Here is a 22,087-nt window from a genome sequence, read left to right as displayed (position 1 = left end):
CGACGAGATGGCAACGGAAGGTAACGAAGGCTTGCTTCAAGATTGGAGTGACTGCGGGATGCACTCGAAAACGGTTGATGGTACGATAGCTCGGCGCATTCCCTTGCGCTAGCCACATCATCCGCGGATGATAAGCAGGGCATCCCGTCGTCCGCATGAAAGGATCGAAAACATCATCCGGAATGGATTCGACGAGATGATGGACAGCGAACGCGATATCATTTTCTTGAAGACGAACTTCTAAATCTAAGGGCAGAACCAGCTGGTTCATGTTATAATCTTTAAACATAAGGGCACCTCCGATGGTTATGGTTTGGTCACTTTAACTTTATCAGAGGTTGTCCTTATTTGTTTATTCAGAATCGGTTTTTCATCATAGAACAAGGCCCTCGAAACGACTACACGTTTCGAGGGCCTTTCGTTTGTGAAACTGAGTTATGTTCCAGCCTCGTTTGTCGTGGTTTTATTTTGTCGAAACGGCGCAATTCGTGGCCTTCGCAAGAATCTTCGAATAGGCCCGGGCGCCCTTAATATTCAAATGAACACCATCTGCTTCAAAATAGGATGGGTGTTTGACAGCAATAGCATGCCAGTCGATCAGTTCGACCCGTTTCCGTTTTGATGCCTCTCGTAACATCTGATTGACTTCTGCTTCCCACGGGCGTGGCACCCGTGCTGTCACGAGATAGATGTGATCGGCATTTGCAAATTGGTCGAGTAAGCTATTCAACTGATCTTTGCGGAAGCTGCCGTTTGTCCCAAGATGAAGGATGACTTGGCGTCCATGTTGATTGTACGACGCATACTGCTCACTTAGCGAAATCGCTTCTCGTAGCTGTCGACCGAGTTTCGCATCAATCGTCAGTTGTTTGAGTGTACTGCCGAGATAATCTTCGACACCGAGCAGGACGGAGTCACCGATCGCAAGCGTCGGTCGACAAATTTTTCGTTGATCAGGTTTTGCTTTCGGTGTCGTCGGTTTGAGGACCGGTTTCGGTTTTTCTTTTGGCGCCGCTATCTTATGGAAGGCGGGTTTTGGCTTCGGTGTATCGGAAACAGCAAGAATCGATAAGTTACCAATGAAGCTGACGATAAGGATCGTCAACACGGCAACACTCGCCCACTGTACCGTTGAGAACTGACGTAACTGTTGCGGATGTAGCGATAAACGCTTCAAGTAACCAGACAGTCCGTGTTGACGAATCGGACGCTCGATGAAGCGATACGACGCTTCTGTTAACGCAACAAGAATAACTATGATCAATATAGTCCGTAGTACCGAGAATGTTCCAATTTGCTCGACCGGTGTCAGCAACGTGATGACGGGAAAATGCCATAGATATAAGCCGTACGACCGTTTGCCGATCGCAATAAGTGATGGATGCGCAAACCAACGACTCCAAATCGACGCCGGATGGGCGATCGTAGCAATCAACAGGGCGGCAAGGAGCGAAACGATGAAAAAGCCACCGCGATATAAAAAGCTTCCGAACTCACTCGTGACAACCATCAGTAAAAGTAAGAGTAGCAACGTGACAGCACCTGTTTGATTCAACAATCGAACACCACGTTTTGGGATATCAATCTTAAAGCGGGTCGGTTGCCACGCGAACGCGAGCAAGCTTCCGATCAATAAGGCGAATAATCGTGTATCGGTACCGTAGTAGACACGACTCGGATCCTCACCCGGTGTGAATTGAATCGCCATCGCGAGCACGGATGCGCCGATCGCGACACCAATCAATTGAAGGAACAGGCGACGATTTTTCATGCCGAACCAAAGTAGGATCGGGAATAGCAGGTAGAACTGTTCTTCGATCGCGAGCGACCAAAGGTTTTGGATCGGTGACGGTTTCCCGAACGACTCGAAATACGAGACGTCATGGAAGATATACCACCAGTTCGTTCCGTAAATAAGCGCAAAGGCACTATCTTGACGAACTGTATGCAATAGCTCGCGTTCAAAGACGGTTACATATCCGAGAACGAGTAACAGCATGACGAATAGAGCTGGGAACAAACGACGGAAACGATGAATCCAAAACCGTTTCAAATCGAGGCGCCCGGTCGTTTGCCACTCGCGTAACAAAAGACCAGTAATCAGGTAACCGGATAGGACGAAAAAGAGATCAACACCGAGGAAACCACCAGAGAAGAATGAAACAGATAAGTGGTAGAGAATGACAGACAGGACAGCGAAAGCACGTAAGCCGTCAAGCCCTGGCATATATGTAATCGAACGAGACGAAGATTTCATAAGACACGAACAACTCCTTTAAAACGACAACTAATTTCTAACAGTCTTTAGTGTATCGAATTCCAATTTCAAAGAAGTGTCTAAGAAGTAACAACCTAGCCCAAAAAAGCACCCGACGAGAGCATCGGATGCTGACTTACGAATGACGCGGAAAACGACACGTGACGGAAAAGCGGTTATCTGCTGAAGTGAGCTGGACACTTCCTTGATGGCGCGCCATGATTTGTTGAACGATCGACAGACCGATACCGGAACCGCCGGAAGAACGCGATGTGTCAGACGTTCCGAACGGCGTCAGTCACGCGTTTAGTTCCGCTAGCGTATAGATCGTTTCAATCGCATTCGAGCAAATCAGTTGGATGCCTTGTGCTCCTTCTTTGATTGAAATCCGAAGATCACCGATTCCGTGAAGTGCTTCTTTTAAGAAATCTAACATGAAAACCCTACTTTCCGTTGAGTATAGCATGTAGTATGCACGTCGTCCCTTTCGAAAACAGGAGGAGAATTCTTAACTGAATCTTAAACAGATCAATGCCTGATTTTCGGCGACATCGTAACCGGACAAGCCGTTATACTAAAAGCAAAGGAGGGGAAAGCGATGGAACATCACACGTATTACGAAGCACTCGTTCGACGAGACGTGACGTACGAAGGAACGTTTTTCGTCGGGGTCAAGACGACCGGTATTTTTTGCCGTCCGACGTGTCCAGCACGAAAACCGAAGGCGGAGAACTGCGAGTTTTTCGAGACGGCGCAAGAGGCATTGCTTGCCTCTTATCGACCGTGCAGACGGTGTCATCCGCTCGCTTATCCAGGCGATCACGGTACGATTCAACGCTTGATCGAAGCAGTCGAGGCGGAACCAGATAAACGGTTCAAAGAAGCCGATTTTCGAGCACTTGGTTTGGATGAATCAACAGCACGGCGTCAGTTCAAGAAACGCTTCGGAATGACATTCGTCGCTTATGCCCGGGCACGGCGGATGGGTCTTGCGATGAAGGAGATTCGAACTGGGAAGTCGGTCATCGAAGGACAGTTAACTGGTGGTTATGAATCAAGCAGCGGTTTTCGTGAAGCTTCGACACGGATGCTCGGGGAAGCACCGTCTCGTTTTGACGGACAGGTCTTGCGCGCGAAATGGCTCGATACACCGCTCGGTTCGATGCTTGCGATTGCCGACGAACAACAGTTACATCTGCTTGAATTCGTCGATCGACGGGGGCTTGAGCGGGAAATCGAACAATTGCGCAAAAAAGCGCGAGCTGTCATCGTGCCTGGGGAGTCACCCATCTTTGGACAGATTGAAGCCGAGTTGCGTCATTACTTCAGAGGAGAACCGGTCTCATTTCAGACACCCTTGATGCGGTACGGGACGCCTTTTCAACGCCGCGTTTGGGAAGAACTCGAGCGGATTCCGAGTGGCGAGACGATCTCGTATCAGGAACTGGCCATCCGAATTGGTCAACCAACCGCTGTTCGTGCTGTCGCACGGGCAAACGGAGCAAATCAACTGGCAATCATCATTCCATGTCATCGGGTCATTCGAATGAATGGAGATTTAGGTGGATACGCCGGGGGACTTGCACGCAAGGAAACATTGCTCAAACTGGAGCGTACACGGAAGGGACTAGATATAGGATGAGTTTGATTAAAGATGTGTTTTCACCGAGTTGGCTCGATGAATTAGAAGAAGCGGTCGATGTACCAGATTTTCGCAGACGAGTCGAACGCGAGGATTGGGACGAGCTTGCGTTTAAACAACGCGTCCGTCGTGTTGCAGAGACGCTAGAATCCGTCCTGCCACCGTTTCCGGACTCGGTGCCGGAGCTAGAGCGGCTCGCACCGCAGTTTACCGGACTACCAGGAATTGTTTTTCCCGAGTATGTCGAGCGGACAGCAACACTCGTTGACTGGAAGCTTGCGTTAGAGACACTCGCTAAATTGACGCCATATTCGACGTCTGAGTTCGCTGTCCGGCGTTTTCTACTCGCTGATCAAGAGCGTTATCTCGAGCAAGCACTCATATGGGCAACATCAGACGATGAACATGTCCGGCGCTTAGCGTCGGAAGGGACACGACCGCGTCTGCCATGGGGACAAGCGATTCCGAGTCTGATTGCTGATCCGCGACCGTCATTACCAATTCTTGACGCGTTACTACAGGATCCGTCACTCTACGTCCGAAAAAGTGTCGCTAATCACTTGAACGATATTTCAAAGACGCATCCGGAATATCTGATTGAGCGGATCGAACGTCACTTAAGAACAGATCCGAACACGGATTGGATTTTACGCCACGCCTCCCGGACGTTACTCAAACGTGGAAATCCAGAAGTCCTGCAGTTGTTCGGACACGTTACGCAAGGAGAGGTCGAGATTACAAATTTAGTCGTCTCGCCGGTTACGATTGGCGGAGAGCTCGATTTCTCATTCACCGTGACGAGTTCTGTTCCACAACGCCTACGCTTGGAGTACGCGATCGATTACGTCAAAAAACGCGGAACGAGTCGAAAGGTGTTTCAACTGCGGGAGCGGGAAGTCAAAGGTGTCTTACAAGTCGAACGACGCCAATCGTTTCGGAACATGACGACGCGTGTCCATTATCCTGGTACACACACATTGACGATTTTGATTAATGGAGAGGCTTACGCGGCAGCAACGTTTGAGGTCGAGGAGGAGAGCTGAATGCAAGGACGGCATCCGGATTTTAAAACGTCACGATTATTTGTCGAAGCAACGGATGAAGAATCGGGTTGTAAGTGGACGTTGCATGCGATACGTGAGAAAACGATCGTCGGAACGATTATCTTCACTTGGAATGCATCCATCGGAATCTTACGTTACACGACGACTGATGAGGACGATCAGCACGGGTACATTACGGAAGCCTTGACGTCGATTTTGTCATATCTCGCGCGGACGTTATTATTGACGCGTGTCTATAGTGAAGCGGGCAGTGAAACGGTCTGGCGTCGGAATGGATTTCAGTTGCAGGCGAATCGATATGCACGTGAACTTCATCATTAAAGCCCCGTCTGCTGAGCAGGACGGGGCTTATTTGTGATTAGACCGTTATTTTCGACCAGTTGAAATGGTCGCAAATCGCTTCAGCGCTTTCACGCGCACTTAACTGTTCCGTATCAAGAAAGAGATAATTGACGTCCGGCAATTCGCCTGGCAGCGAGCGTGTCCGGTATCCGTCTGCCGTCTCGCGTAAGTCTTGTTCAGAAGCAGCGAGGTCGCGCTTCGTCACTTTGTGCGTCAATCGGTTTTCGGTCGTGTTCCGGTGCAGACGGATCGCGAACGGCGCATCCAGTTCAACGATATAGACGTCAGCACCTGCTTGTTCGAACAACTCAACCGTTTCTTCGATGAACTCGAGACCACCACCTTCGACGCCGAATAAACAGAGGAATGTAAACAGGACACCTTCAAGCGAACTGTTCGCCATTTCCTTGAACATCTCGCGCCGAATCGTATCTTTTAAGCGGTGATGGGCGGGTTCAGAGAAATCAAAATAAGGCAATAACAAGTCGATCGTCTGGTGGTTATGGAAGACTTTCATCTCCGTCAACCGTTCGATTTCCTGACCAATCGTCATCTTTCCGACCGCTTGGGGACCAAGTAACAAGACAAATTTCATGGACGAACCTCATTTCCTTTTTCTGCTAAGAATAGCACATTCCGATGAGTGACATCACTAGAACGCTTGTTCGTAATTTGATATAATTCAGGTATGAAGTCCCGTCGTGTCCTTGTCTGAAGGAGGACAACTATGCAAGAGCAATGGAAGGCCGTCATCGGCTATGTAGGTATATATGAAGTCTCGTCACTTGGTCGCGTAAGGTCGCTTGATCGGACAATCGTGACGTGTCACAGCGTCCGACAACGCCGAAAAGGTGTCTTGCTCCGACCGCGGCTCAATCGGGAAGGATATCGGAAAGTCACGCTCTATCAACGGGGGCGAGGAGAACGAGTGCAGGTCGGTCTACTCGTTGCGCAAGCTTTTCTGACGGTCGACGTTACGGAAGTGCGACTCGTCCGACGCAACGGTAAACGAGCTGACGATCAGTTGTCGAACTTAGACGTGTTGCCTTCATTTGATCAGCAGTATACCGAACTACTTGGTGAGTTTGAACTCTTATTAGAACAACATGTGACACTGTCATCATTCCAGATTCGAGCGATTCGCGCCCAATATGAAAAAGGGAAGACGATTCGTCAACTGGCGGAGCAGTATCAGGTGACTGAGAACCGGATTCGCAATATCATCGATAAAAAGGAAGCACGTTATATCGGCTGAGAACAGAGGAAAAGAGCGCTTGCCAGGAATGGCAGGCGCTCTTTTTGTTAAGACGACGATTCGCTCGAGCGAACGGTCTGTTGCAACGAACTGATCCGTGACTCGAGTACCGCGCTATGTGTCTTCAATTCCGTTTGCTGAATGACGTGGTGTTGCATTTGATCCCCGAGCACTTGGCTATAGGACGAGAGCTCTGACATCAACTTTTGGACAGATTGTAGATGCTGTTGCATATTCGACTGGACTTCTGCGACGATTTGACGTTGGTGTTCAACGGTCCCTAGTGTTGTCTCGATCGTCGTCGCTTCAGTCAGCATCTGTTGCAAGTGCTCCGTTGCCGTCTCAAGCTGTTGTGACGTCGAGAGAAACCGTTCCGTCATCTGCGAGAGCGCTTGTTCGACTTGATTGAGCCCTGTCGTCCACGTCTGATTGACCTGACGGATGTGGTCCGTACTCGTCCGGATATCGATCGCTAGTCTTTCGACTTCCTTGGCCACGACCGTGAAGCCACGACCGGCTTCGCCAGCACGAGTTGCCTCGATCAGCGCATTTAGCGATAGGCGGCGCGTCTCTTCAGCGACACGCTGGATGTGGGAAATTGAGGTCTCCATCTGCTGCTGTAGGTGTGAGGTCTGTTGCAAGATTTGCTCTGTCGTCGCGGATTGTTCCTTCAGCAAGTGGCTTTCCTCTTGTAATGTCTCAAGTGTCGTGTGATTTATCTGAACAGTCTGTTGAAAACGGGTTACGGCATGTTGACTGTTCAGAAGTGTCGTTTGCATTTCGCTTAACGCATCGTGTCCTTGGGCAGTCAAACGTGTCGAAGCGACGATCGTCTGATCCATCTGCGTCGATTGCGCAAGTAAAGAACCGGCGACTTCATCGACGGCTTGGACCGATTGATCCATCGCGGATAAGCGCGAGGAAAAGTGAGGCTGGACGGATTCAAGTTCCTGACTGGCTTGTTGCATCTCCGTCGTTAAGTCATTAATTTGTTGCATCAACTGATTGTATTGAAACGTCAGCTGTTGTAACTCAAAGGTCGTCGTCTTGAGCGTTAACGGACGATACGAGCGCTTCGCATGGGCTTCTTCAATTTGTAGGGCGAGTTTCGATAACGGTGCCAGTTGTCGTTGAATTCGCCAGCGGATCAAGAGGCTGATGCTGACAAGTGTGATCACGCTCACCCAGATAAGTGTCCAAGCTAAATCTCGAGCAGGAGCGATTAATTTATCACGGTCGGTCGTCAGTAAGATGACATCATCGAGTTCTGGAATCGTCATTGCGACTAGAAACTGGTCTTGATTCGAAAAAGAATATGTACGAGCTGTTTTTAAGTGCTGTAGTAGTTGTTTTCGTTTTGCTGGGTCGAGTGTCAACGGTCGGAACGCCTCACTCGTGTTCAGGCTTTGGAAGCGAACCGTATAGTCGTCACGTGATAAGTCGGTTCGCTGTTGCTGTTGCAATCGTTTAATGGCACGCGTACGGTCTGTTGCGTCATTCGGATATGCGAGAAACGTTGCCCGGACGTTCGCATCAAACATCGTTAATTCGCGCATCAGCCGTTCCTCAGTCGCTGCGACGGATTGTTGGTACGACGCGTAAACGCTTAGACCACTGATCACGATCAGTCCGATGGCGACGATCGGAATCAACCATCCATTTAATTGTTGTGCTAGTAATCGTTTTTTCGTAAGCATAAAAAACATCTCCTCCCGTGTACCTATCGGAAGGAGATAAAGCAACATGTATGAAGGTGTTGTACGGCTTGTGTAAAGGTCTTGTGAATCTAGTTTACGTAAATCGGAAGGACAGTTGCAAGATGTGTCATAAGTGCTTGTGTCTCTTCTTTTGGTTCAGATGTGACGTAAATAATCAACGCAGCAGCAACGATGACGAAGATGGCGATGACGAGAATGATGAAGAACGGCATCTTACTTTTTCGTTTTTCAGTTTGACGATCCATGAAAGATTCCCCCTTAATAATGTATACGATAGGTATATTTAAGGGATTCCCTGTTCATTACTTTAAAAACACGACAACTGTCCGGTAATGAAAAAAATACTGCCTTGTCTGACGAGAGCGGTGGACAGGGCAGTATCTTACGGTCAACTAAGGAGAGACCAGACATCATATCGCTCAAAATCAGCCAAAATATTTGGCGCAATCAACTGACGGATCATTTCTTCGTCCGCCCAGAGATAAGCGTCGTGTTCTGCGGATAACTGAACGCTCGTCTGGTTCGTCGAGCAGACGTACATCAACAAAATGATTTGCCGATCGGGATGCGTTAGGAAGCTCGAGGCATAGAGTAGACGCTCTGGCGTAACCGTCAACTGTGTCTCTTCTTTCATCTCGCGAACGAGACTGTCGAGCGGCAATTCACCGAAGTCGATCTTTCCACCTGGACATTCCCATGTCCCGCCACCGAAGTCAGCGACAGCCCGGCGGACGATCAGGAGACGTTGCTCGTGAATGATGATGCCTTTGACGGCAGGGACGATCGCCGTCATTTGACGGGACTCCGCGATAACACGACGGGATCGGTTCCTTCTGTTTCGATCAGGTACTGATCGCACAGATAGATCCCGCTTGCGTCGGCAAGTCCGAAGGCACGGCTCGTGCCTTCTTCCGTAAAGGATTGCACGAGGTGGGCGGCTTCACCCCACGTCTCGTAATGCACACAGACGACCGCGTCTTTCAGCAGGGCAAGACCAGGCAAGCGAAGGCGTCGATTATCGCGTTGGTCAATCTCCGGAATCACGCACCGTTCAGGCGAAACGAGGGCACCGGCAGAAAAGCCGGCGACCGGAACACCGTTTACGAAACGGGACTGGATGATGTCACCAATCGGTGTCGCGACCAAGTATTGCTGATACAATTCGGTCTCACCACCGGAGATGATGATTCCTTGACATTGCTGTAGTTGCGCGAGCTGTTCATCCGTTGGCGCGTCAGACAGTGGTAGATGGACGAAGGACGAAATACCCTCTTCCTGCAACGGTTCCGTATAAATCGAGGCATAGCTCGTCCAGTCCTTACCAGTACGTGGGACATACAGAATCGCGACTGGACCACCATTCGTTAATGCAGCAAACCGTTTTTGCAAATTCGGTGTAAATGGAGGACCGCCTCCAAATAAGAATAAATGAGTACGCATGAAGTCATCCCTCCAACCATGTATTAGAAAAAGTATAGCAGAAATCAATCAATTGGAAATATGCTGGTAGAATGATTGTCTGCGGAACCACGTGTGATGTTGTTTCCGTTCTTGAAAGAGAACGAATAGCGCGAAGGCGATGACGAGTCCGCGTCCGATCCATGGTAAGACGAGAAGACCGTAGTTCATCGCAGCGAACAGCTGGAGCAAGAAGCGGCGCTTACTCGGATCCCGCAGATACGTGAGCAGTGGGAGTTGCTGATGCGTTTGCTTGAATAGCCGCAGATGAAGGAAGGGTCGCTTTCGGTGAGACGGTTTTGGTAAATCACCGTTTAGTTCAAGAACGGTCGCCGATAAACTCGACTGTCGTTTCGTTGACAACAGAATGTCCTCCGTTAATCCGTCCTCACGCTGTGACCAGTGCCGGACATGAAAAGATCCGAACAGTAACACACCCAGTGCGACAACGAAGAGAACAGGGTGCGGTTGAAGCCAAAGCAGGAGCAACAGAGAGATGCGTCCTGCTGCCAGGAAGAGATGGCCGCTCCATTTCCGCAAGAACCGTTGCCCAGATAATCGGTATGTCCAGAAGCTAAAGAAAGGTTGGAGTAAAGAAAGCGCGAGACTAGTCAGTAGTACTGTGATACTGGATTGATCAAACCGGATACTAAGTAATGGAAAACAAAGTAGATGTAAGCCGGCAGTCAATAGAAAAATCCGCAAGAAGTGGTACCGAACAGAATATCGCTTCATTCGGACAATCGCTCCAGAAACCGGTTTGAAGAAGAGACGATCCGCCGGTTCGAACCAAGCATAAAAGGCGGGCAGGAATCCGTACAAGATCCATCCGAGTAAAATCCAAGCGATCGGAACGGTTTGGACCCAGTCCGCTTGACCATTTAAGATCTGAATCGTCTCATAGATAAGGAACAGACCGACTGGAACGACAAGATACAGCAAGATCGTCCAGTCGAAGATTTCTCGAAAGAAGCGACGTTGTTCAGCGTGACGTCGACGGATCCGTTGCTTCAGAAAGGTTTCAATCATGCTCGAGCACCATCGCTTCCATGATGTCGAATAAGCGGGCACCGGGCTGACCAGAGGCTTCACCGATTTGAGCGAGTGTTCCTTGATGTTTGGTGCGCCCCTGATCAATCCAGATAAAGTCGTCACACAGACGTTCTGCGGAATCAAGGACATGGGTGACGAGCAGAATCGCCACGCCACGCGTTCGTTCTGCTTCGAGTAAATGTAACAACCGAATCGTTGCGACCGCGTCGAGACCAACGAACGGTTCATCGATGATCAAGCAGTCTGCGCGTTGCATCAAGGCACAGACGAGCATCACCTTCTGTTTCATTCCTTTAGAGAAAGAGGATACATAGTCACCTGTGACAGCATGCAGTTCGAACGTCTTTAAGAGTCGTTCTGTATAGGTATGATCCGTCTCGTGGAGCGAGGCGACCAGCTCAAGGTGCTCGGCGAGCGTCAAATATTCGTAATAGGTCGGCAGCTCCGGAATATAGGCGAGGGAGACCGGTAAATCAATCTCTCCTTCGACCCAAGGCAACGTACCGAACATCGCTTGAATCGTCGTACTTTTTCCAGCACCGTTCGTACCGATCAAACCGGTGATGGATCCAGGCTGTAAGGCAAACGCAATCTCTTGTAAGACGGGCTGACCGATGTCATAACCGGCTTGTTGAATGGATACATGCATGTGAAACATCTCCTTTCACTACATCTACTGATAGAAGAAGAAAAATGTTTCACAGCAACAGAAATCAGCAGAACCATAGTAAAAAATGTAACAGGTTAAAAATAACAAATGGGCTATGATGGAAATATCAATTTTAGAGGATGATCACGATGCAAACAGTCGAACGAATTTATTTCCGTGAGTCCGGCATGGGAAGAGGACAGACGTTTTGGTGGGACCGTGCAAGTCGGACGGTTCGTGCGGAAGATGAGGAAAGACGATTATCCGGATGGTGGTTTCAAGAACTAAATTTACCAGAGGAATTGAATCCGTTACTGATAGAACTGACAGAAGAGGACATCTATTTAATCGACATGTGGTCGGATCGGTTCGATGCAGAAGTTTGGCGAAACTATCCGTATCCTGAAGGCGTTATGATTTGTGACGGCACGGATTGGGAAATTCATGTGACGACAGAAAATGGTACAGAGAAACTTTCAGGATCAAATATCTATCCACCTGGATGGTGGATGATTCGAGAACTGCTATACGGTTATTATGACGCGGGGAGTAACCGAAAAGATGAAGAATGGGAGGATGAACAATGAAAAGAGCCCTATTGTATCTGATTCCGTTTGCGTGGCTAGGACCTTACCTTGATTGGAAAGAGGGTTCGATACTAGGGTATGCCTTATTTTTATTTGGACTTGGTGTTCTATCATATTCACTTGCACGGAGTGGAAAACCGAAATACATCGTCATCGGCAACATGGTTTCGTTTGCGATTTCGTACGGGATCGCGCTCAGCGTAGGAGAAGGGTACGGCGAAGGATACTTCAAACCATTGACAGCCAGTCAACTGGTTGTTGGAATAAGTGTCTTGAATCTGGTCGTACAAATACCGATTGTGATGAATGCGATTCAAAACAAAGTGATGAAAAAAGAGTTAGGTGAAGAAGGCAGATAGTATTTAATCACTCTAAGTAGAAAAAACGCTACGCAACGAGTGCGTAGCGATCAGATCACACGAGTCCTAAGATCTCGACTTCAACTAATGCACCTTTTGGTAGTTCCTTCACAGCGATACAAGACCGAGCTGGGAAGTGATCATGTGGTGCGAAGTAATCGGAGTAAATTGTATTAAAAGAAGCGAAGTGTTCCATGCTTGTTAAGTAGCATGTCGTCTTGACGACGCGGTCAGGTGTCAGTCCTGCTTCTTTCAGGATAGCATCGATGTTGCGCATGACTTGTTCCGTCTGCTCCGTGATTCCGCCTGGTACAAGTTCACCTGTTGCCGGATCAATCGGGATTTGACCGGAAGCATAGAGTGTTCCGTTTGCGATAAAGCCTTGCGAATAAGGACCGATCGCGGCAGGGGCGTTCGTTGTGTTTATAGCATTAAAATTATTCATTAGTTGACCTCCATTATTTTTTTGAATTTGAAAAATATAGTGGTAGTCTATGAACTAAAATGTAAATACGCATGATAAAATTAGTTAATAGATACAATTTTTTTGAAGTTGCAAAACAAGTTTGGTCACTTCTTGATTAATGTAATAAGATTTAGTCTTTTTGTAAAGATAACGGAGGTAGTAACAATGCAAGATTATTCACTTAAAAATAAAACAGAAGTCGATATTCTTAAAGAAGCGGCTCTCAATAATAATATTTTCCCCAATACACTATATAAAATTTTACAAAGCGCAAAAATTGATCATTACTCAGAAAACGGATCAAGTGCTAAAAGAAGACAACGAATTAAAGAAGAGATTATTCAATACTCGAAAGAGAAAAAGATTTTATCGGACGATTCGGCGCTAAAACTCCAAGTTCAAGCGGTTGATTTTATTGAGTTGAAGTTAAATAACTACAAAACATATTATGGGAAACAGACATTAAATTTTAAAATGCCTGTTCATTCTGAAGAAAATATTATCTTAGTAGGCGGAATGAATGGTGCTGGTAAAACTACAATTTTAAAAGCTTTACGTGTTTTATTGTATGGTAAAAGAAACATGACTGATCTTGAATATAAAGAACAATTTGCAAATACGATTAATAATCGCTTTTTTTCTGAGGGTGGTAGAGAGTCTAGCGCAGAGCTAACGCTTTCTGTTGATAGTGATTATACGCATACTATTAAATTAGTTTGGCAATATGATAATGCCAAAAGAATGATCAGTGAAACGAGAACATTGATTAAAAGAAGAAATGGCTCGGTCAGACCTATCAGCAACAATATTATTACTAATAATAATTTAGATACCTTTAATCGCTTGATTGATGGTTGGCTTCCATTGGAATCATCACCATACTTTATATTTGATGGTGAAGAGATTAGTACATTAGTTGCTTCTAGAAACTCGACAAAATTTAAAGATGCAATCAATAGAATGATTGGATTAATGTTTTACGATAATCTAAAAAGTGATATTGATTTTATTGTAAAAGATTATGAGAGATCGCTAGCAAAAATGGCTGACTCAGCAAAAGTGAATCGTATAAACAAAATGGTAGGAGCACTGAAAACAGAGTTAAAAGAAGCAGAAGAGAAGTTGGAAAGAGTAGATATGTACTTAAGCGGACGTAATACAAAATTATCGGATTTGCGTAAGCAGAGAAATGATATTTTGATGAAAAATAGAGATACGCGTGATGTGATTGTTAAAGAAATCAGTCAGTTGGAAGAACGATTGAAAAACGAAAAAAACAATTTAAATATGCTCTATAAAAAAAATATTATTCCAACTATCCTGAAGGATAAAATAAATCTTTTATCTAAACGCTTAAATGAAGAACAACTCGCTCAAGAAAAGGTGATTCGTTCAACAGCTGCATTAAAGCCTTATGAAGAGTTCATGAATCAATTACTGGCAAAGCCTTTAAGCCCTGCTTTAACGGAACAACAGCTTGTTCAAATTCAAGAACTAGGAAAAACTATTTGGATGGAAGATCATAATATTTCAAAGATTGAAGAAGTAGAAGTACTTCATGATATTACAAATGATACAAAACGTATGTTATCGAATTTAGCTTCAAATGCTAAAGCTGATCAAATAAAGCGTGTAATTCGAAATATTTCAAAGTACGAAAATGATTTGAAAAACTTAAATCGAAGAGTGAGTTTGGCACCATCTGCGGTAGATGCTTCTGAAGTTGAACGCGAAATTGAGGTGTTGAATCGCGACGTAGGCGATAAAGAAAAAACTCGTCGTGTAAGAAGAAATAAAGTGAATCAAATTAAAGAAGAACTCACAAAATTGATGCATGAATTAAGACGCCTTGGAGAAAATGTAGAGTCTGATTCTGAATTACAGAAGAAATATGACTTCTCGAAAAAAGTTCAAAATGCAGTGAATCATTACACTGAACAGGTCTTGAATTGGAAAGTTGCTTTAATCAGCTTTGAATTCAAAGAAATGCTATCTGCTTTATTTAGAAAGCAAAATGAATTTGGGAACGCTTATTTTGACGAGAAAAGCATGTGTATCAGAATAAAAAACGAAGCAGGGACAGAAATTCCAATCGAAGAACGTTCTGCAGGGGAAAAACAAATTATTTCTTCAGCATTTATTTGGGCGATGACAAAAGCTTCTGACTTAGATTTACCAGTGGTAATCGATACACCATTAGGACGATTAGATAGTCACCATCGAAATAATTTGATTACGCATTTCTATAGAAAGTTGAGTAAACAAGTTGTGATTTTATCAACAGATACAGAAATCACAAAAGAATATATGGAGTTAATGGAGCAAAATACAGCAAAACAGTTGATGTTAGATTACAACGAACAAGAAAAGTATACAGTAATTCGTGAAGGATACTTCGAATTCACGAAAGGAGTATCATAATGGATTCAAAGGGAATTAAACTTTCTAAATTAACGAAAACAAGAATTGATAATTTGATGGGAGAATTCGTAGATACTTTTGATGAATCATCAAAAGATGTTCGACCATTTGTAGTAAAACTAGGCTTATCAAAAGGAATTGCAAACAGTAAAGGGTTGTATACAAAACTTCCTTCAGGGTGCGAAAGTAGTGATTGGGAAATGGGTGCAATTATTTCAGGAGAAGATTTTACGATCTTCAAACATCTAATTATTAATGAAGCAGGTTCAACTTTAACAGACTCTGATATTAAGAAGCAAATGAGAATCTTCATTGAGCACGGGATTGAATCATTATATACAGTGTGGGAAAACCATCATAATAGTGGAGATTTAGAAGACTTCAGGATTAAGATTTTAAGCTAAAAGACTTTAAAATAAATGTTAAATAGATTAAATCCAAATAAAGGTTATATTTACTTGAATAATAACCTTTATTTTTTTATACTTATATCAAAGTTACGTACGTAATGAGAGGGGATTATATATAACATGAATGCTACTTTTAATTATAATTTTCCTGCGTTAAAAGGCTATCAAGCTAATAAAGAATATTTTGTAGTAATGTGTCCATTGAAACTAATACCTAAAATCTTTTTGTTTGATGAAGAAGAAGTACCTGTTGAATATCGTGCTCAACGGATTATTAATAAAGGACGTATTCCAGAAATAACAGAATATATTGTTCATCATCCAGAAGACTACGTATTTTCTTCATTAACGGCTTCTGTAGACGGCGAGATGAGTTTTGAACCGTTCAATGACCATCCTAATTACCAAAATCTTGGGCAACTCTCCATATCTTTAGAATCTAGGTTTTTAATCAATGACGGTCAGCATAGAAGAGCAGCGATTGAAGAGGCGCTCAAACTGGCACCTGAACTTGGAAATGAAACGATATCAGTTGTTTTCTTTCAAGACGCTGGATTGAAGAGATCTCAACAAATATTTTCAGATTTAAATCGTCATGCAGTTAATACAACCTCATCGATTGGCATACTGTACGACCATCGAGATCAATTATCTATGGTGACTAAAAACTTACTAAGTGAAATTCCACTTTTATCTAGATATACAGAAAAAGAAAGAACCTCGCTCTCAAAAAATTCACCAAAACTATTATCAATCAATCATATATATAATGCTAATTTACGACTAATCGAAAAGTCTAAAGGCGAACCAATTACTGAGCAGGATGTAGAAGTTATAAATTTGTTTTGGAGTACATTATGTGAGACTATTCCTGAATGGGAAGAAGTACTGAAAAGAAATATTTCTCCGAGAACATTGAGATTACAATCGATTACAGCTCAAGGATTATTTATCGAAGCAGTGGCAGAAGTAGGAAGAACCTTGATTGCGCAACGACCAGATTCTTGGTTAATAGGTATTAAGGAGCTGGCACGAATTGATTGGAGTCGAACAAATGAAAAAGATTGGAAAGGAAGAGCTTATGACGATTCCGGGAGAATCATCAAAAATCGCCGAACAATCGCATTAACATCTATTCGAATTAAACAGCTATTAAATATTGAATTGAATGAAAAAGAGAAAGCAATGGAAGAAGATTTCTCTGTTGAAAGGAAGTTAAATTAATATGGGGATTATAAGTAATCAACTAGCTAAAAAAGAAGACAATCCTTTAGCAAGACAGTCTAAGGAACTGATAAAAAAAGTATACGCACAAGACGATCGACCTTGGGTTATTGGTTACAGTGGAGGGAAAGATTCAACTTTAACTGTACAACTAATATTTGAAGCACTGTTAGAAATGTTACCAGAACAATGGCACAAAAAAGTATACGTTATTTCTTCTGATACGATGGTTGAAAATCCACTAGTTGCAGCAATGATCAATGGTTCGTTGCAACGTATGCAAGACACTGCCTTACGAACTGGATTACCTTTAGAAACACAAAAAGTAAAACCATTAACGGAAAAAACATTCTGGTCGAATATTATTGGCAGAGGATACCCAACACCCAATCAAACGTTTAGATGGTGTACAGATCGTTTAAAAATTGACCCGGCAGATCGATTCATTAAGGATAAAGTAAATCGTTTTGGTGAAGTTATTATGGTTTTGGGTGTTCGTTCTAAAGAAAGTCAGAGTCGAGGAAATTCAATTAAAGAACATGAAATTCAAGGAACTGAACTACTAAAGCATACGACACTAAATAATGCCTTTGTTTTTGCACCTATTAAAGAGTTTGGATTAGATGATGTTTGGGGTTATCTTTTATCCAATCCCTCACCATGGGGAGAGGACAATGCGAAGTTACAAGAAATGTACTTGAACTCTAGTGGAGAATGTCCGTTAGTAGTTGATCAATCAATAAAAGAAAGTGCTGGATCATGTGGAAACAGTCGCTTTGGATGCTGGGTTTGTCCAGTAGTATCAGAAGATAAATCACTTACTGGATTTATTAACAGTGGCGAAGAGTGGATGACACCATTATTGAAGTATAGAAATCGTTTAGTGCGTGTACGAGACGATCGTAACTTAAGAATGCATCGTCGCATGAATGGTAAGTTCTATTTAATCGGTGTAGAGCATTACGAAAAAGATGGGATCACATACCTTTCAATCAAGAAAAAGGGCGGGAGATCAGCTAAGCTCTATTCTATAGAGAACGTTGAGCTTCCTGAAGTGGAAACTGCTGAAGTAGTAGATGAATATAACTTAAATTCCTATATCGTAAACAATCAAATTGATTTGAGTCGTCCTGAAAAACATAGAGATTTTTTCATCCGCCAGGTAGATCGAGAAGGAAACGTATCTTATTCTCAACTAGGTTTAGGACCTTTTACGCTTGAGGCACGGCAAATGTTATTAAAAGAACTATTAGAAGTTCAACGGGACTTAAATGCGCCTACATCACATGATATTCCATTGATTCAAGAAGAAGAGCTTCGAATGATTAGAAGAATGTGGTTACGTGAAGGCGACTGGAATGATTCATTGCCACAAATTTATTACGAAGTCTACGGTACTGAACTTGACTGGGAACATGATGATCGACCATTGATGACAGCAGATCAAATGTCAGATTTGGAATTGTTGGTTCAAAAACATCAACTTGATTTAAATACTGTTAAAAAATTATTCCATATCGGAAATGAATACGTAAGTTTAAAAGTAAAACGCGGATTCCAAAAAGAAGTGACATCTTTGCTAAAGCAAGATTACCTTCAGTTGTATCATGAAGGAGAGATAGAAAATGAAACTAAAGTCATTGACGCTTAAAAATATAGGGGCTTATAAGCAACAAACATTTGATTTTTCAAGTAAACGCAGTAAACAAAATGTGACCTTGATCGGTGGAAAAAATGGTGCTGGTAAAACAACATTTTTATCGGCAATGAAATTAGGACTTTTTGGACCACTTGCTTATGATATGAAAACTGCTTCATCAACATATTTTAAAAAAATAAAAGGTCTAATGAATCACGATGAATTAGAGAAAATAGAGGGACTAAAAATTTCAGTGCCATGGTTCAAAATTGATTTAACTTTTGAACAAGTGGAGTCCTCTGTCAGAGAGGAAATTCGTTTCGTAAGAGAGTGGAACTTCACAGAAACAGGTGGGAAAGAATTTTTTTCGATTTATAAAGATGGTTCAAGTTTACCTGTAAGTGATGAAAAAAGAGATTTGATTTTTAATCGTTTTTGCGAATCACTGCCTCCCTATCTATACGATGTTTGTTTATTTGATGGAGAAGAAATTAATCGGATTATCCAACAAGATGAGTTATCGAATCATCTTGAGAGACTAATAAAAAGTGCTTTGAAGTTAGAAGTACCAGTATTGTTAGAGGATACGATTAATCGTGTAATCAGTGATGAAACTAAGAATACAATCGATACGAATAAACAAAGAAAATTTGAAAGCTTAAAGGAAAAACTAAATCACTTTATTCAAGAAGATGATAAATTACAAAAACGATATGATGGGTTATCTATTGATTTAGAAGAACTTAAGTTAGCGATGAATGCACAAAAAAGTGAACTGAAGTCCTTCGGAGGTTTATTGAAAGAAGAAGAAGATCAGTTAAAAAGTCAACTAAACGAGTTGGAACGTAAGAAAAAAGAAAATAAAATGAGTGTTCAAGATCTGATCAATGGTAGCTTGCCTTTTTTACTGAATCGAGATTTGATTGGAACAGTAAGAGAACAGTTAAAAGGAGAAAAGTTAATTGAAAGTATTGACGATGTGAAACGAGAGTTACTTGAAGAGTTAGCCAGTGAACTTTCCAATCGTATTTCAACAAGTCCAAAAGAGTTAGAAAAAGCGTTAGAAGACTCTTTGGTCTCTATTCAACCAAAGGGTCAAGCAACCATCCATCGTGCTTCTTTTAGTGAAAAAGCTCAAATTGAGTCCTTATTTGAAATGACAAAAGGTATTGATCTTTCATACTACAAACAAAAAATAAGTGATCAACAAGAGATGGATGAAGAAATTAAATTAATTAAACAAAAACTCACTGTTCAAAGTGATAGTGTTGAAGATTTTATGGGCATGCTAACTCAGCTTGAACAGTTACAAGCAAATATCGCTGAAAAGAATCAAGAACTAAAAACAACAACGAAACAATGGGGAAGCGTTCAAGAAGAGCGAATGAAATTACAAGAAGAATTTGAACAATTGAGAGAAGAAATTGATAGAGAAGCAAACCAATCTAGTAGCGTCATGCATAATGCAACTGCTATGAGAGCTCTTTTACTGGAGTTCCAAAGTCAACAACAACAAAAAGGAATTCAGCTCATCGAAAAACAAGCCTTAAAAATGATTAATCGTCTTTTCCGAAAAAGAGGATACCTTCACCGTTTGATGATCAATTCAGAAACCTATGAAGTTACTCTATACGCAGAAGACCAAAAAAGAATTCCACAATCAACGCTTTCTGCAGGAGAAAAACAATTGTTACTGATGTCTCTTGTTTGGGCAGTGTTTGATGTTTCAGGAAATAAGTTGCCATTTATTTTTGATACACTTTTAGGAAGATTAGACGTTGAGCATCGCGAAAACTTACTGACAGAACTTATTCCTGCCTTTGGTGAACAAGTATTAATTCTCTCAACGGATTCTGAAGTGACTGAAGCAAATTACAATTTGTTGAAGCCTTTTATAAATAAAGAATACAGTTTGAACTTTGATACAGCAGAACGTTCAATTAAGGTTGTTCCAAGTTACTTCCGCTTTAATGAAACGGAGAAAATATCATGAATCATCGCTTAAAACTATCTAATTCGACGTTAGAAATATTTCAACAACTACAGGCGAGTACAAATATAACGCCAAACGTTTTAGCAAGAATAGCAGTTGCGTTTTCACTAAAAGATAAAGAAATGCCTAAAGTAAATAATAATGATATTTCTAATTTTGAAATTTCAAGAGCAACATTAACTGGGGAAAATGATTTTTCGTACAAGGCAATGATTTTACAACATGCAAACAAATCAATTGACGAAGAAAGTTATTTTCCAGATCTTTTTAATGCTCATATTGATCGTGGTGCAAAGGAGCTATTTAAAATTTATCAATACTCAGGAAATCCACAGAAATTTTGGATGAAGATTTTAGAAACTGAGTAAGTAGGGAGGATAGTATGCTGTATCTAGATAACAGTGCGACAACGCCAACGCACCAGGAAGTAGTAGATGCAATGTTACCTTATTGGACAGATATTTTTGGTAACCCATCAAGCAAGTACTATTCTCAAGCTGTTGATGCAAAAGTAGCAGTGGATCACGCTAGACAAGCTGTAGCGACATTAGTAAACAGTAAGGTAGAAGAAGTGATTTTTACGAGTGGAGCCACTGAAAGCAACAATTTTCTATTAAAGGGAATTGCAATGTCACATTCTAATAAAGGTAAGCGAATCATCTCTAGTACTGTAGAACATCCTTCAGTACTAGAAACACTCCGCTATCTTGAAACTCAAGGGTTTGATGTTGTATATCTTTCGGTAGATTCATTTGGAAGAATTGATTTGGCAGAATTAGAAAAAGCTCTTTCAGAGGAACCAACTCTTCTAGTTTCACTCCTTTGGGGAAACAATGAACTAGGTTCATTGAATCCAATTAAAGAGGCATCTGAATTAGCTCATAAATATAATGCATTTTTCCATTCTGATGCGACGCAAGTAATTGGAAAAGTATCTGTTGATCTAGAAAATCTTCCTTACGTTCAATTGGTATCCGTATCTGCGCACAAGTTTTATGGTCCTAAAGGAATAGGTGCGGCAATCGTTCGTAAAGATGAAATGGGCTTATCACTAAAAATTACTCCTCTTTTACACGGGGGAGCTCAGGAGAATGGATATCGAAGCGGAACTCACGCAGTTCCATTAATTGTCGGTATGGGAAAAGCAGCTGAGATAGCTTATTCAAAATTGAATGAACATCGTCAACATTTACTAACGCTTGAATCTAAACTCAAGCAGCTATTAAGGCAACAGTTTGGTGATGTTATTCAGTTTAATAATGATGAAAGTAACAAGATTCCAGGTATCCTAAGTGTTCAATTCAAAGGCTTAAATAATGAGATTCTTTGTAAAGAACTAGCACCTGTTATGGCAGTATCTACTGGATCTGCTTGTAGTTCTAGTAAACCAAGTCATGTGTTACAAGAAATCGGATGTACTATGGAACAACTTCGATCAACTATACGTTTCTCTCTTTCACCATATCAATCGGAAAAAGAACTAGATATTTTTTTAGAGTTGTAATTAGATTCGTAAAAAGTAAATCAGCATCGGGTATCCGATGCTGATT

25 protein-coding genes are annotated in these 22,087 nt (G+C 42.6%); 13 read left to right on the top strand and 12 right to left on the bottom strand.

The genetic code is table 11. The features are described 5' to 3' along the window. The 4 genes from Q9R23_RS13705 to Q9R23_RS13695 form a co-directional block, all read right to left on the bottom strand. A partial coding sequence (locus Q9R23_RS13705; protein WP_483867096.1) for a transposase occupies positions 1-289 on the bottom strand: 289 nt, incomplete at its 3' end. Positions 290-463: 174 nt separating this feature from the next. Continuing rightward, positions 464-2,257 carry an acyltransferase family protein gene (locus Q9R23_RS13700; RefSeq protein WP_311247310.1) on the bottom strand — a complete coding sequence of 598 codons (1,794 nt, stop codon included), beginning with the start codon at positions 2,255-2,257 and terminating at the stop codon, positions 464-466. 136 nt (positions 2,258-2,393) lie between these two features. Then, positions 2,394-2,555 (bottom strand): ATP-binding protein, encoded by a 162-nt coding sequence (locus Q9R23_RS15940; RefSeq protein ID WP_396136378.1) that lies wholly within the window; start codon positions 2,553-2,555, stop codon positions 2,394-2,396. After that, on the bottom strand, positions 2,556-2,693 hold the full coding sequence (locus Q9R23_RS13695; protein ID WP_311247309.1) for a hypothetical protein: 138 nt from the start codon (positions 2,691-2,693) through the stop codon (positions 2,556-2,558). Positions 2,694-2,855: 162 nt separating this feature from the next. Between Q9R23_RS13695 and Q9R23_RS13690 the strand changes: the two genes are divergently transcribed. From Q9R23_RS13690 to Q9R23_RS13680, 3 genes are read left to right on the top strand one after another with little or no spacing between them, the layout of a single operon-like run. Beyond that, a complete protein-coding gene (locus tag Q9R23_RS13690; RefSeq protein WP_311247308.1) occupies positions 2,856-3,899 on the top strand; it encodes a bifunctional transcriptional activator/DNA repair enzyme AdaA in 1,044 nt (347 codons plus the stop codon). Next, a complete protein-coding gene (locus Q9R23_RS13685; RefSeq protein WP_311247307.1) occupies positions 3,896-4,942 on the top strand; it encodes a DNA alkylation repair protein in 1,047 nt (348 codons plus the stop codon). The genes Q9R23_RS13690 and Q9R23_RS13685 overlap by 4 nt, the downstream gene beginning before the upstream one ends. After that, on the top strand, positions 4,943-5,284 hold the full coding sequence (locus Q9R23_RS13680) for a GNAT family N-acetyltransferase (RefSeq protein ID WP_290783449.1): 342 nt from the start codon (positions 4,943-4,945) through the stop codon (positions 5,282-5,284). It begins immediately after the preceding gene. Positions 5,285-5,321: 37 nt separating this feature from the next. Here Q9R23_RS13680 and Q9R23_RS13675 read toward each other — a convergent pair whose 3' ends face one another. Next, positions 5,322-5,900, bottom strand: coding sequence for an AAA family ATPase (locus Q9R23_RS13675; protein ID WP_311247306.1), 579 nt, complete (start codon positions 5,898-5,900; stop codon positions 5,322-5,324). Between the two features lie 132 nt (positions 5,901-6,032). Here Q9R23_RS13675 and Q9R23_RS13670 point away from each other — a divergent pair, with 132 nt between their 5' ends. Beyond that, positions 6,033-6,560, top strand: a complete 528-nt coding sequence (locus tag Q9R23_RS13670) for an NUMOD4 domain-containing protein (protein WP_311247305.1) — start codon at positions 6,033-6,035, stop codon at positions 6,558-6,560. Positions 6,561-6,607: 47 nt separating this feature from the next. Here the strand turns inward: Q9R23_RS13670 and Q9R23_RS13665 are convergent, their stop codons facing one another. From Q9R23_RS13665 to Q9R23_RS13640, 6 genes are all read right to left on the bottom strand, one after another. After that, a complete protein-coding gene (locus Q9R23_RS13665; RefSeq protein ID WP_311247304.1) occupies positions 6,608-8,257 on the bottom strand; it encodes a methyl-accepting chemotaxis protein in 1,650 nt (549 codons plus the stop codon). Positions 8,258-8,346: 89 nt separating this feature from the next. Then, positions 8,347-8,523 (bottom strand): hypothetical protein, encoded by a 177-nt coding sequence (locus Q9R23_RS13660; protein WP_167507521.1) that lies wholly within the window; start codon positions 8,521-8,523, stop codon positions 8,347-8,349. 143 nt (positions 8,524-8,666) lie between these two features. After that, positions 8,667-9,071, bottom strand: a complete 405-nt coding sequence (locus tag Q9R23_RS13655; protein ID WP_035411230.1) for an NUDIX hydrolase — start codon at positions 9,069-9,071, stop codon at positions 8,667-8,669. After that, complete coding sequence (locus tag Q9R23_RS13650; RefSeq protein ID WP_311247303.1) at positions 9,068-9,718, bottom strand: Type 1 glutamine amidotransferase-like domain-containing protein; 651 nt, start codon at positions 9,716-9,718, stop codon at positions 9,068-9,070. Before Q9R23_RS13650 ends, Q9R23_RS13655 begins: the two co-directional genes overlap by 4 nt. A gap of 48 nt (positions 9,719-9,766) precedes the next feature. Continuing rightward, positions 9,767-10,765, bottom strand: coding sequence for an ABC transporter permease (locus Q9R23_RS13645; RefSeq protein ID WP_311247302.1), 999 nt, complete (start codon positions 10,763-10,765; stop codon positions 9,767-9,769). Next, complete coding sequence (locus tag Q9R23_RS13640) at positions 10,758-11,438, bottom strand: ABC transporter ATP-binding protein (RefSeq protein ID WP_311247301.1); 681 nt, start codon at positions 11,436-11,438, stop codon at positions 10,758-10,760. The genes Q9R23_RS13645 and Q9R23_RS13640 overlap by 8 nt, the downstream gene beginning before the upstream one ends. A 149-nt stretch (positions 11,439-11,587) precedes the next feature. On the opposite strand from Q9R23_RS13640, the gene Q9R23_RS13635 reads away from it, so the two are divergent. Further along, positions 11,588-12,025, top strand: a complete 438-nt coding sequence (locus Q9R23_RS13635; protein ID WP_311247300.1) for a hypothetical protein — start codon at positions 11,588-11,590, stop codon at positions 12,023-12,025. Next, complete coding sequence (locus tag Q9R23_RS13630; RefSeq protein WP_311247299.1) at positions 12,022-12,384, top strand: hypothetical protein; 363 nt, start codon at positions 12,022-12,024, stop codon at positions 12,382-12,384. The genes Q9R23_RS13635 and Q9R23_RS13630 overlap by 4 nt, the downstream gene beginning before the upstream one ends. Before the next feature lie 55 nt (positions 12,385-12,439). On the opposite strand, the gene Q9R23_RS13625 is transcribed toward Q9R23_RS13630, so the two are convergent. Continuing rightward, complete coding sequence (locus Q9R23_RS13625; RefSeq protein WP_311247298.1) at positions 12,440-12,829, bottom strand: RidA family protein; 390 nt, start codon at positions 12,827-12,829, stop codon at positions 12,440-12,442. Between the two features lie 186 nt (positions 12,830-13,015). Here Q9R23_RS13625 and dndD (Q9R23_RS13620) point away from each other — a divergent pair, with 186 nt between their 5' ends. The 7 genes from dndD (Q9R23_RS13620) (at position 13,016) to Q9R23_RS13590 (ending at position 22,041) form a co-directional block, all read left to right on the top strand. Then, complete coding sequence (dndD, locus tag Q9R23_RS13620; protein WP_311247297.1) at positions 13,016-15,271, top strand: DNA sulfur modification protein DndD; 2,256 nt, start codon at positions 13,016-13,018, stop codon at positions 15,269-15,271. After that, on the top strand, positions 15,271-15,675 hold the full coding sequence (locus Q9R23_RS13615) for a hypothetical protein (RefSeq protein ID WP_311247296.1): 405 nt from the start codon (positions 15,271-15,273) through the stop codon (positions 15,673-15,675). Before dndD (Q9R23_RS13620) ends, Q9R23_RS13615 begins: the two co-directional genes overlap by 1 nt. Before the next feature lie 126 nt (positions 15,676-15,801). Beyond that, complete coding sequence (dndB, locus tag Q9R23_RS13610) at positions 15,802-16,905, top strand: DNA sulfur modification protein DndB (protein WP_075642727.1); 1,104 nt, start codon at positions 15,802-15,804, stop codon at positions 16,903-16,905. A gap of 1 nt (position 16,906) precedes the next feature. Further along, entirely contained in the window at positions 16,907-18,556 is a 1,650-nt protein-coding gene (gene dndC, locus Q9R23_RS13605) for a DNA phosphorothioation system sulfurtransferase DndC (protein WP_075642726.1), read from the top strand. Further along, positions 18,531-20,537: a DNA sulfur modification protein DndD gene (dndD, locus tag Q9R23_RS13600; protein ID WP_311247295.1), complete on the top strand. Its 2,007-nt coding sequence runs from the start codon at positions 18,531-18,533 to the stop codon at positions 20,535-20,537. Before dndC ends, dndD (Q9R23_RS13600) begins: the two co-directional genes overlap by 26 nt. Then, the gene (locus Q9R23_RS13595) at positions 20,534-20,905 is read left to right on the top strand and encodes a DndE family protein (protein ID WP_311247294.1); all 372 of its coding nucleotides are present in this window, start codon (positions 20,534-20,536) and stop codon (positions 20,903-20,905) included. Before dndD (Q9R23_RS13600) ends, Q9R23_RS13595 begins: the two co-directional genes overlap by 4 nt. 14 nt (positions 20,906-20,919) lie before the next feature. Then, positions 20,920-22,041 carry a cysteine desulfurase family protein gene (locus Q9R23_RS13590; RefSeq protein ID WP_311247293.1) on the top strand — a complete coding sequence of 374 codons (1,122 nt, stop codon included), beginning with the start codon at positions 20,920-20,922 and terminating at the stop codon, positions 22,039-22,041. Positions 22,042-22,087 lie beyond the last annotated feature (46 nt).

This window comes from Exiguobacterium sp. BRG2 (assembly GCF_031844245.1).
Taxonomy (GTDB): domain Bacteria; phylum Bacillota; class Bacilli; order Exiguobacteriales; family Exiguobacteriaceae; genus Exiguobacterium_A.
This window is presented reverse-complemented; position numbering and strand designations above follow the sequence as displayed.

Excerpts from the sequence above, each read along its gene's own strand:
- Q9R23_RS13675 (WP_311247306.1), bottom strand. The coding sequence starts at position 5,900 with ATGAAATTTGTCTTGTTACTTGGTCCCCAAGCGGTCGGAAAGATGACG.
- Q9R23_RS13615 (WP_311247296.1), top strand. The coding sequence starts at position 15,271 with ATGGATTCAAAGGGAATTAAACTTTCTAAATTAACGAAAACAAGAATT.
- Q9R23_RS13660 (WP_167507521.1), bottom strand. The coding sequence starts at position 8,523 with ATGGATCGTCAAACTGAAAAACGAAAAAGTAAGATGCCGTTCTTCATC.
- Q9R23_RS13680 (WP_290783449.1), top strand. The coding sequence starts at position 4,943 with ATGCAAGGACGGCATCCGGATTTTAAAACGTCACGATTATTTGTCGAA.
- Q9R23_RS13670 (WP_311247305.1), top strand. The coding sequence starts at position 6,033 with ATGCAAGAGCAATGGAAGGCCGTCATCGGCTATGTAGGTATATATGAA.
- Q9R23_RS13645 (WP_311247302.1), bottom strand. The coding sequence starts at position 10,765 with ATGATTGAAACCTTTCTGAAGCAACGGATCCGTCGACGTCACGCTGAA.
- Q9R23_RS13695 (WP_311247309.1), bottom strand. The coding sequence starts at position 2,693 with ATGTTAGATTTCTTAAAAGAAGCACTTCACGGAATCGGTGATCTTCGG.
- Q9R23_RS13635 (WP_311247300.1), top strand. The coding sequence starts at position 11,588 with ATGCAAACAGTCGAACGAATTTATTTCCGTGAGTCCGGCATGGGAAGA.
- dndD (WP_311247295.1), top strand. The coding sequence starts at position 18,531 with ATGAAACTAAAGTCATTGACGCTTAAAAATATAGGGGCTTATAAGCAA.
- Q9R23_RS13685 (WP_311247307.1), top strand. The coding sequence starts at position 3,896 with ATGAGTTTGATTAAAGATGTGTTTTCACCGAGTTGGCTCGATGAATTA.
- Q9R23_RS13650 (WP_311247303.1), bottom strand. The coding sequence starts at position 9,718 with ATGCGTACTCATTTATTCTTATTTGGAGGCGGTCCTCCATTTACACCG.
- Q9R23_RS13595 (WP_311247294.1), top strand. The coding sequence starts at position 20,534 with ATGAATCATCGCTTAAAACTATCTAATTCGACGTTAGAAATATTTCAA.
- Q9R23_RS13590 (WP_311247293.1), top strand. The coding sequence starts at position 20,920 with ATGCTGTATCTAGATAACAGTGCGACAACGCCAACGCACCAGGAAGTA.
- Q9R23_RS13690 (WP_311247308.1), top strand. The coding sequence starts at position 2,856 with ATGGAACATCACACGTATTACGAAGCACTCGTTCGACGAGACGTGACG.
- dndC (WP_075642726.1), top strand. The coding sequence starts at position 16,907 with ATGGGGATTATAAGTAATCAACTAGCTAAAAAAGAAGACAATCCTTTA.
- Q9R23_RS13655 (WP_035411230.1), bottom strand. The coding sequence starts at position 9,071 with ATGACGGCGATCGTCCCTGCCGTCAAAGGCATCATCATTCACGAGCAA.
- Q9R23_RS13630 (WP_311247299.1), top strand. The coding sequence starts at position 12,022 with ATGAAAAGAGCCCTATTGTATCTGATTCCGTTTGCGTGGCTAGGACCT.
- dndB (WP_075642727.1), top strand. The coding sequence starts at position 15,802 with ATGAATGCTACTTTTAATTATAATTTTCCTGCGTTAAAAGGCTATCAA.
- Q9R23_RS13640 (WP_311247301.1), bottom strand. The coding sequence starts at position 11,438 with ATGCATGTATCCATTCAACAAGCCGGTTATGACATCGGTCAGCCCGTC.
- Q9R23_RS13625 (WP_311247298.1), bottom strand. The coding sequence starts at position 12,829 with ATGAATAATTTTAATGCTATAAACACAACGAACGCCCCTGCCGCGATC.
- Q9R23_RS13700 (WP_311247310.1), bottom strand. The coding sequence starts at position 2,257 with ATGAAATCTTCGTCTCGTTCGATTACATATATGCCAGGGCTTGACGGC.
- Q9R23_RS13665 (WP_311247304.1), bottom strand. The coding sequence starts at position 8,257 with ATGCTTACGAAAAAACGATTACTAGCACAACAATTAAATGGATGGTTG.
- dndD (WP_311247297.1), top strand. The coding sequence starts at position 13,016 with ATGCAAGATTATTCACTTAAAAATAAAACAGAAGTCGATATTCTTAAA.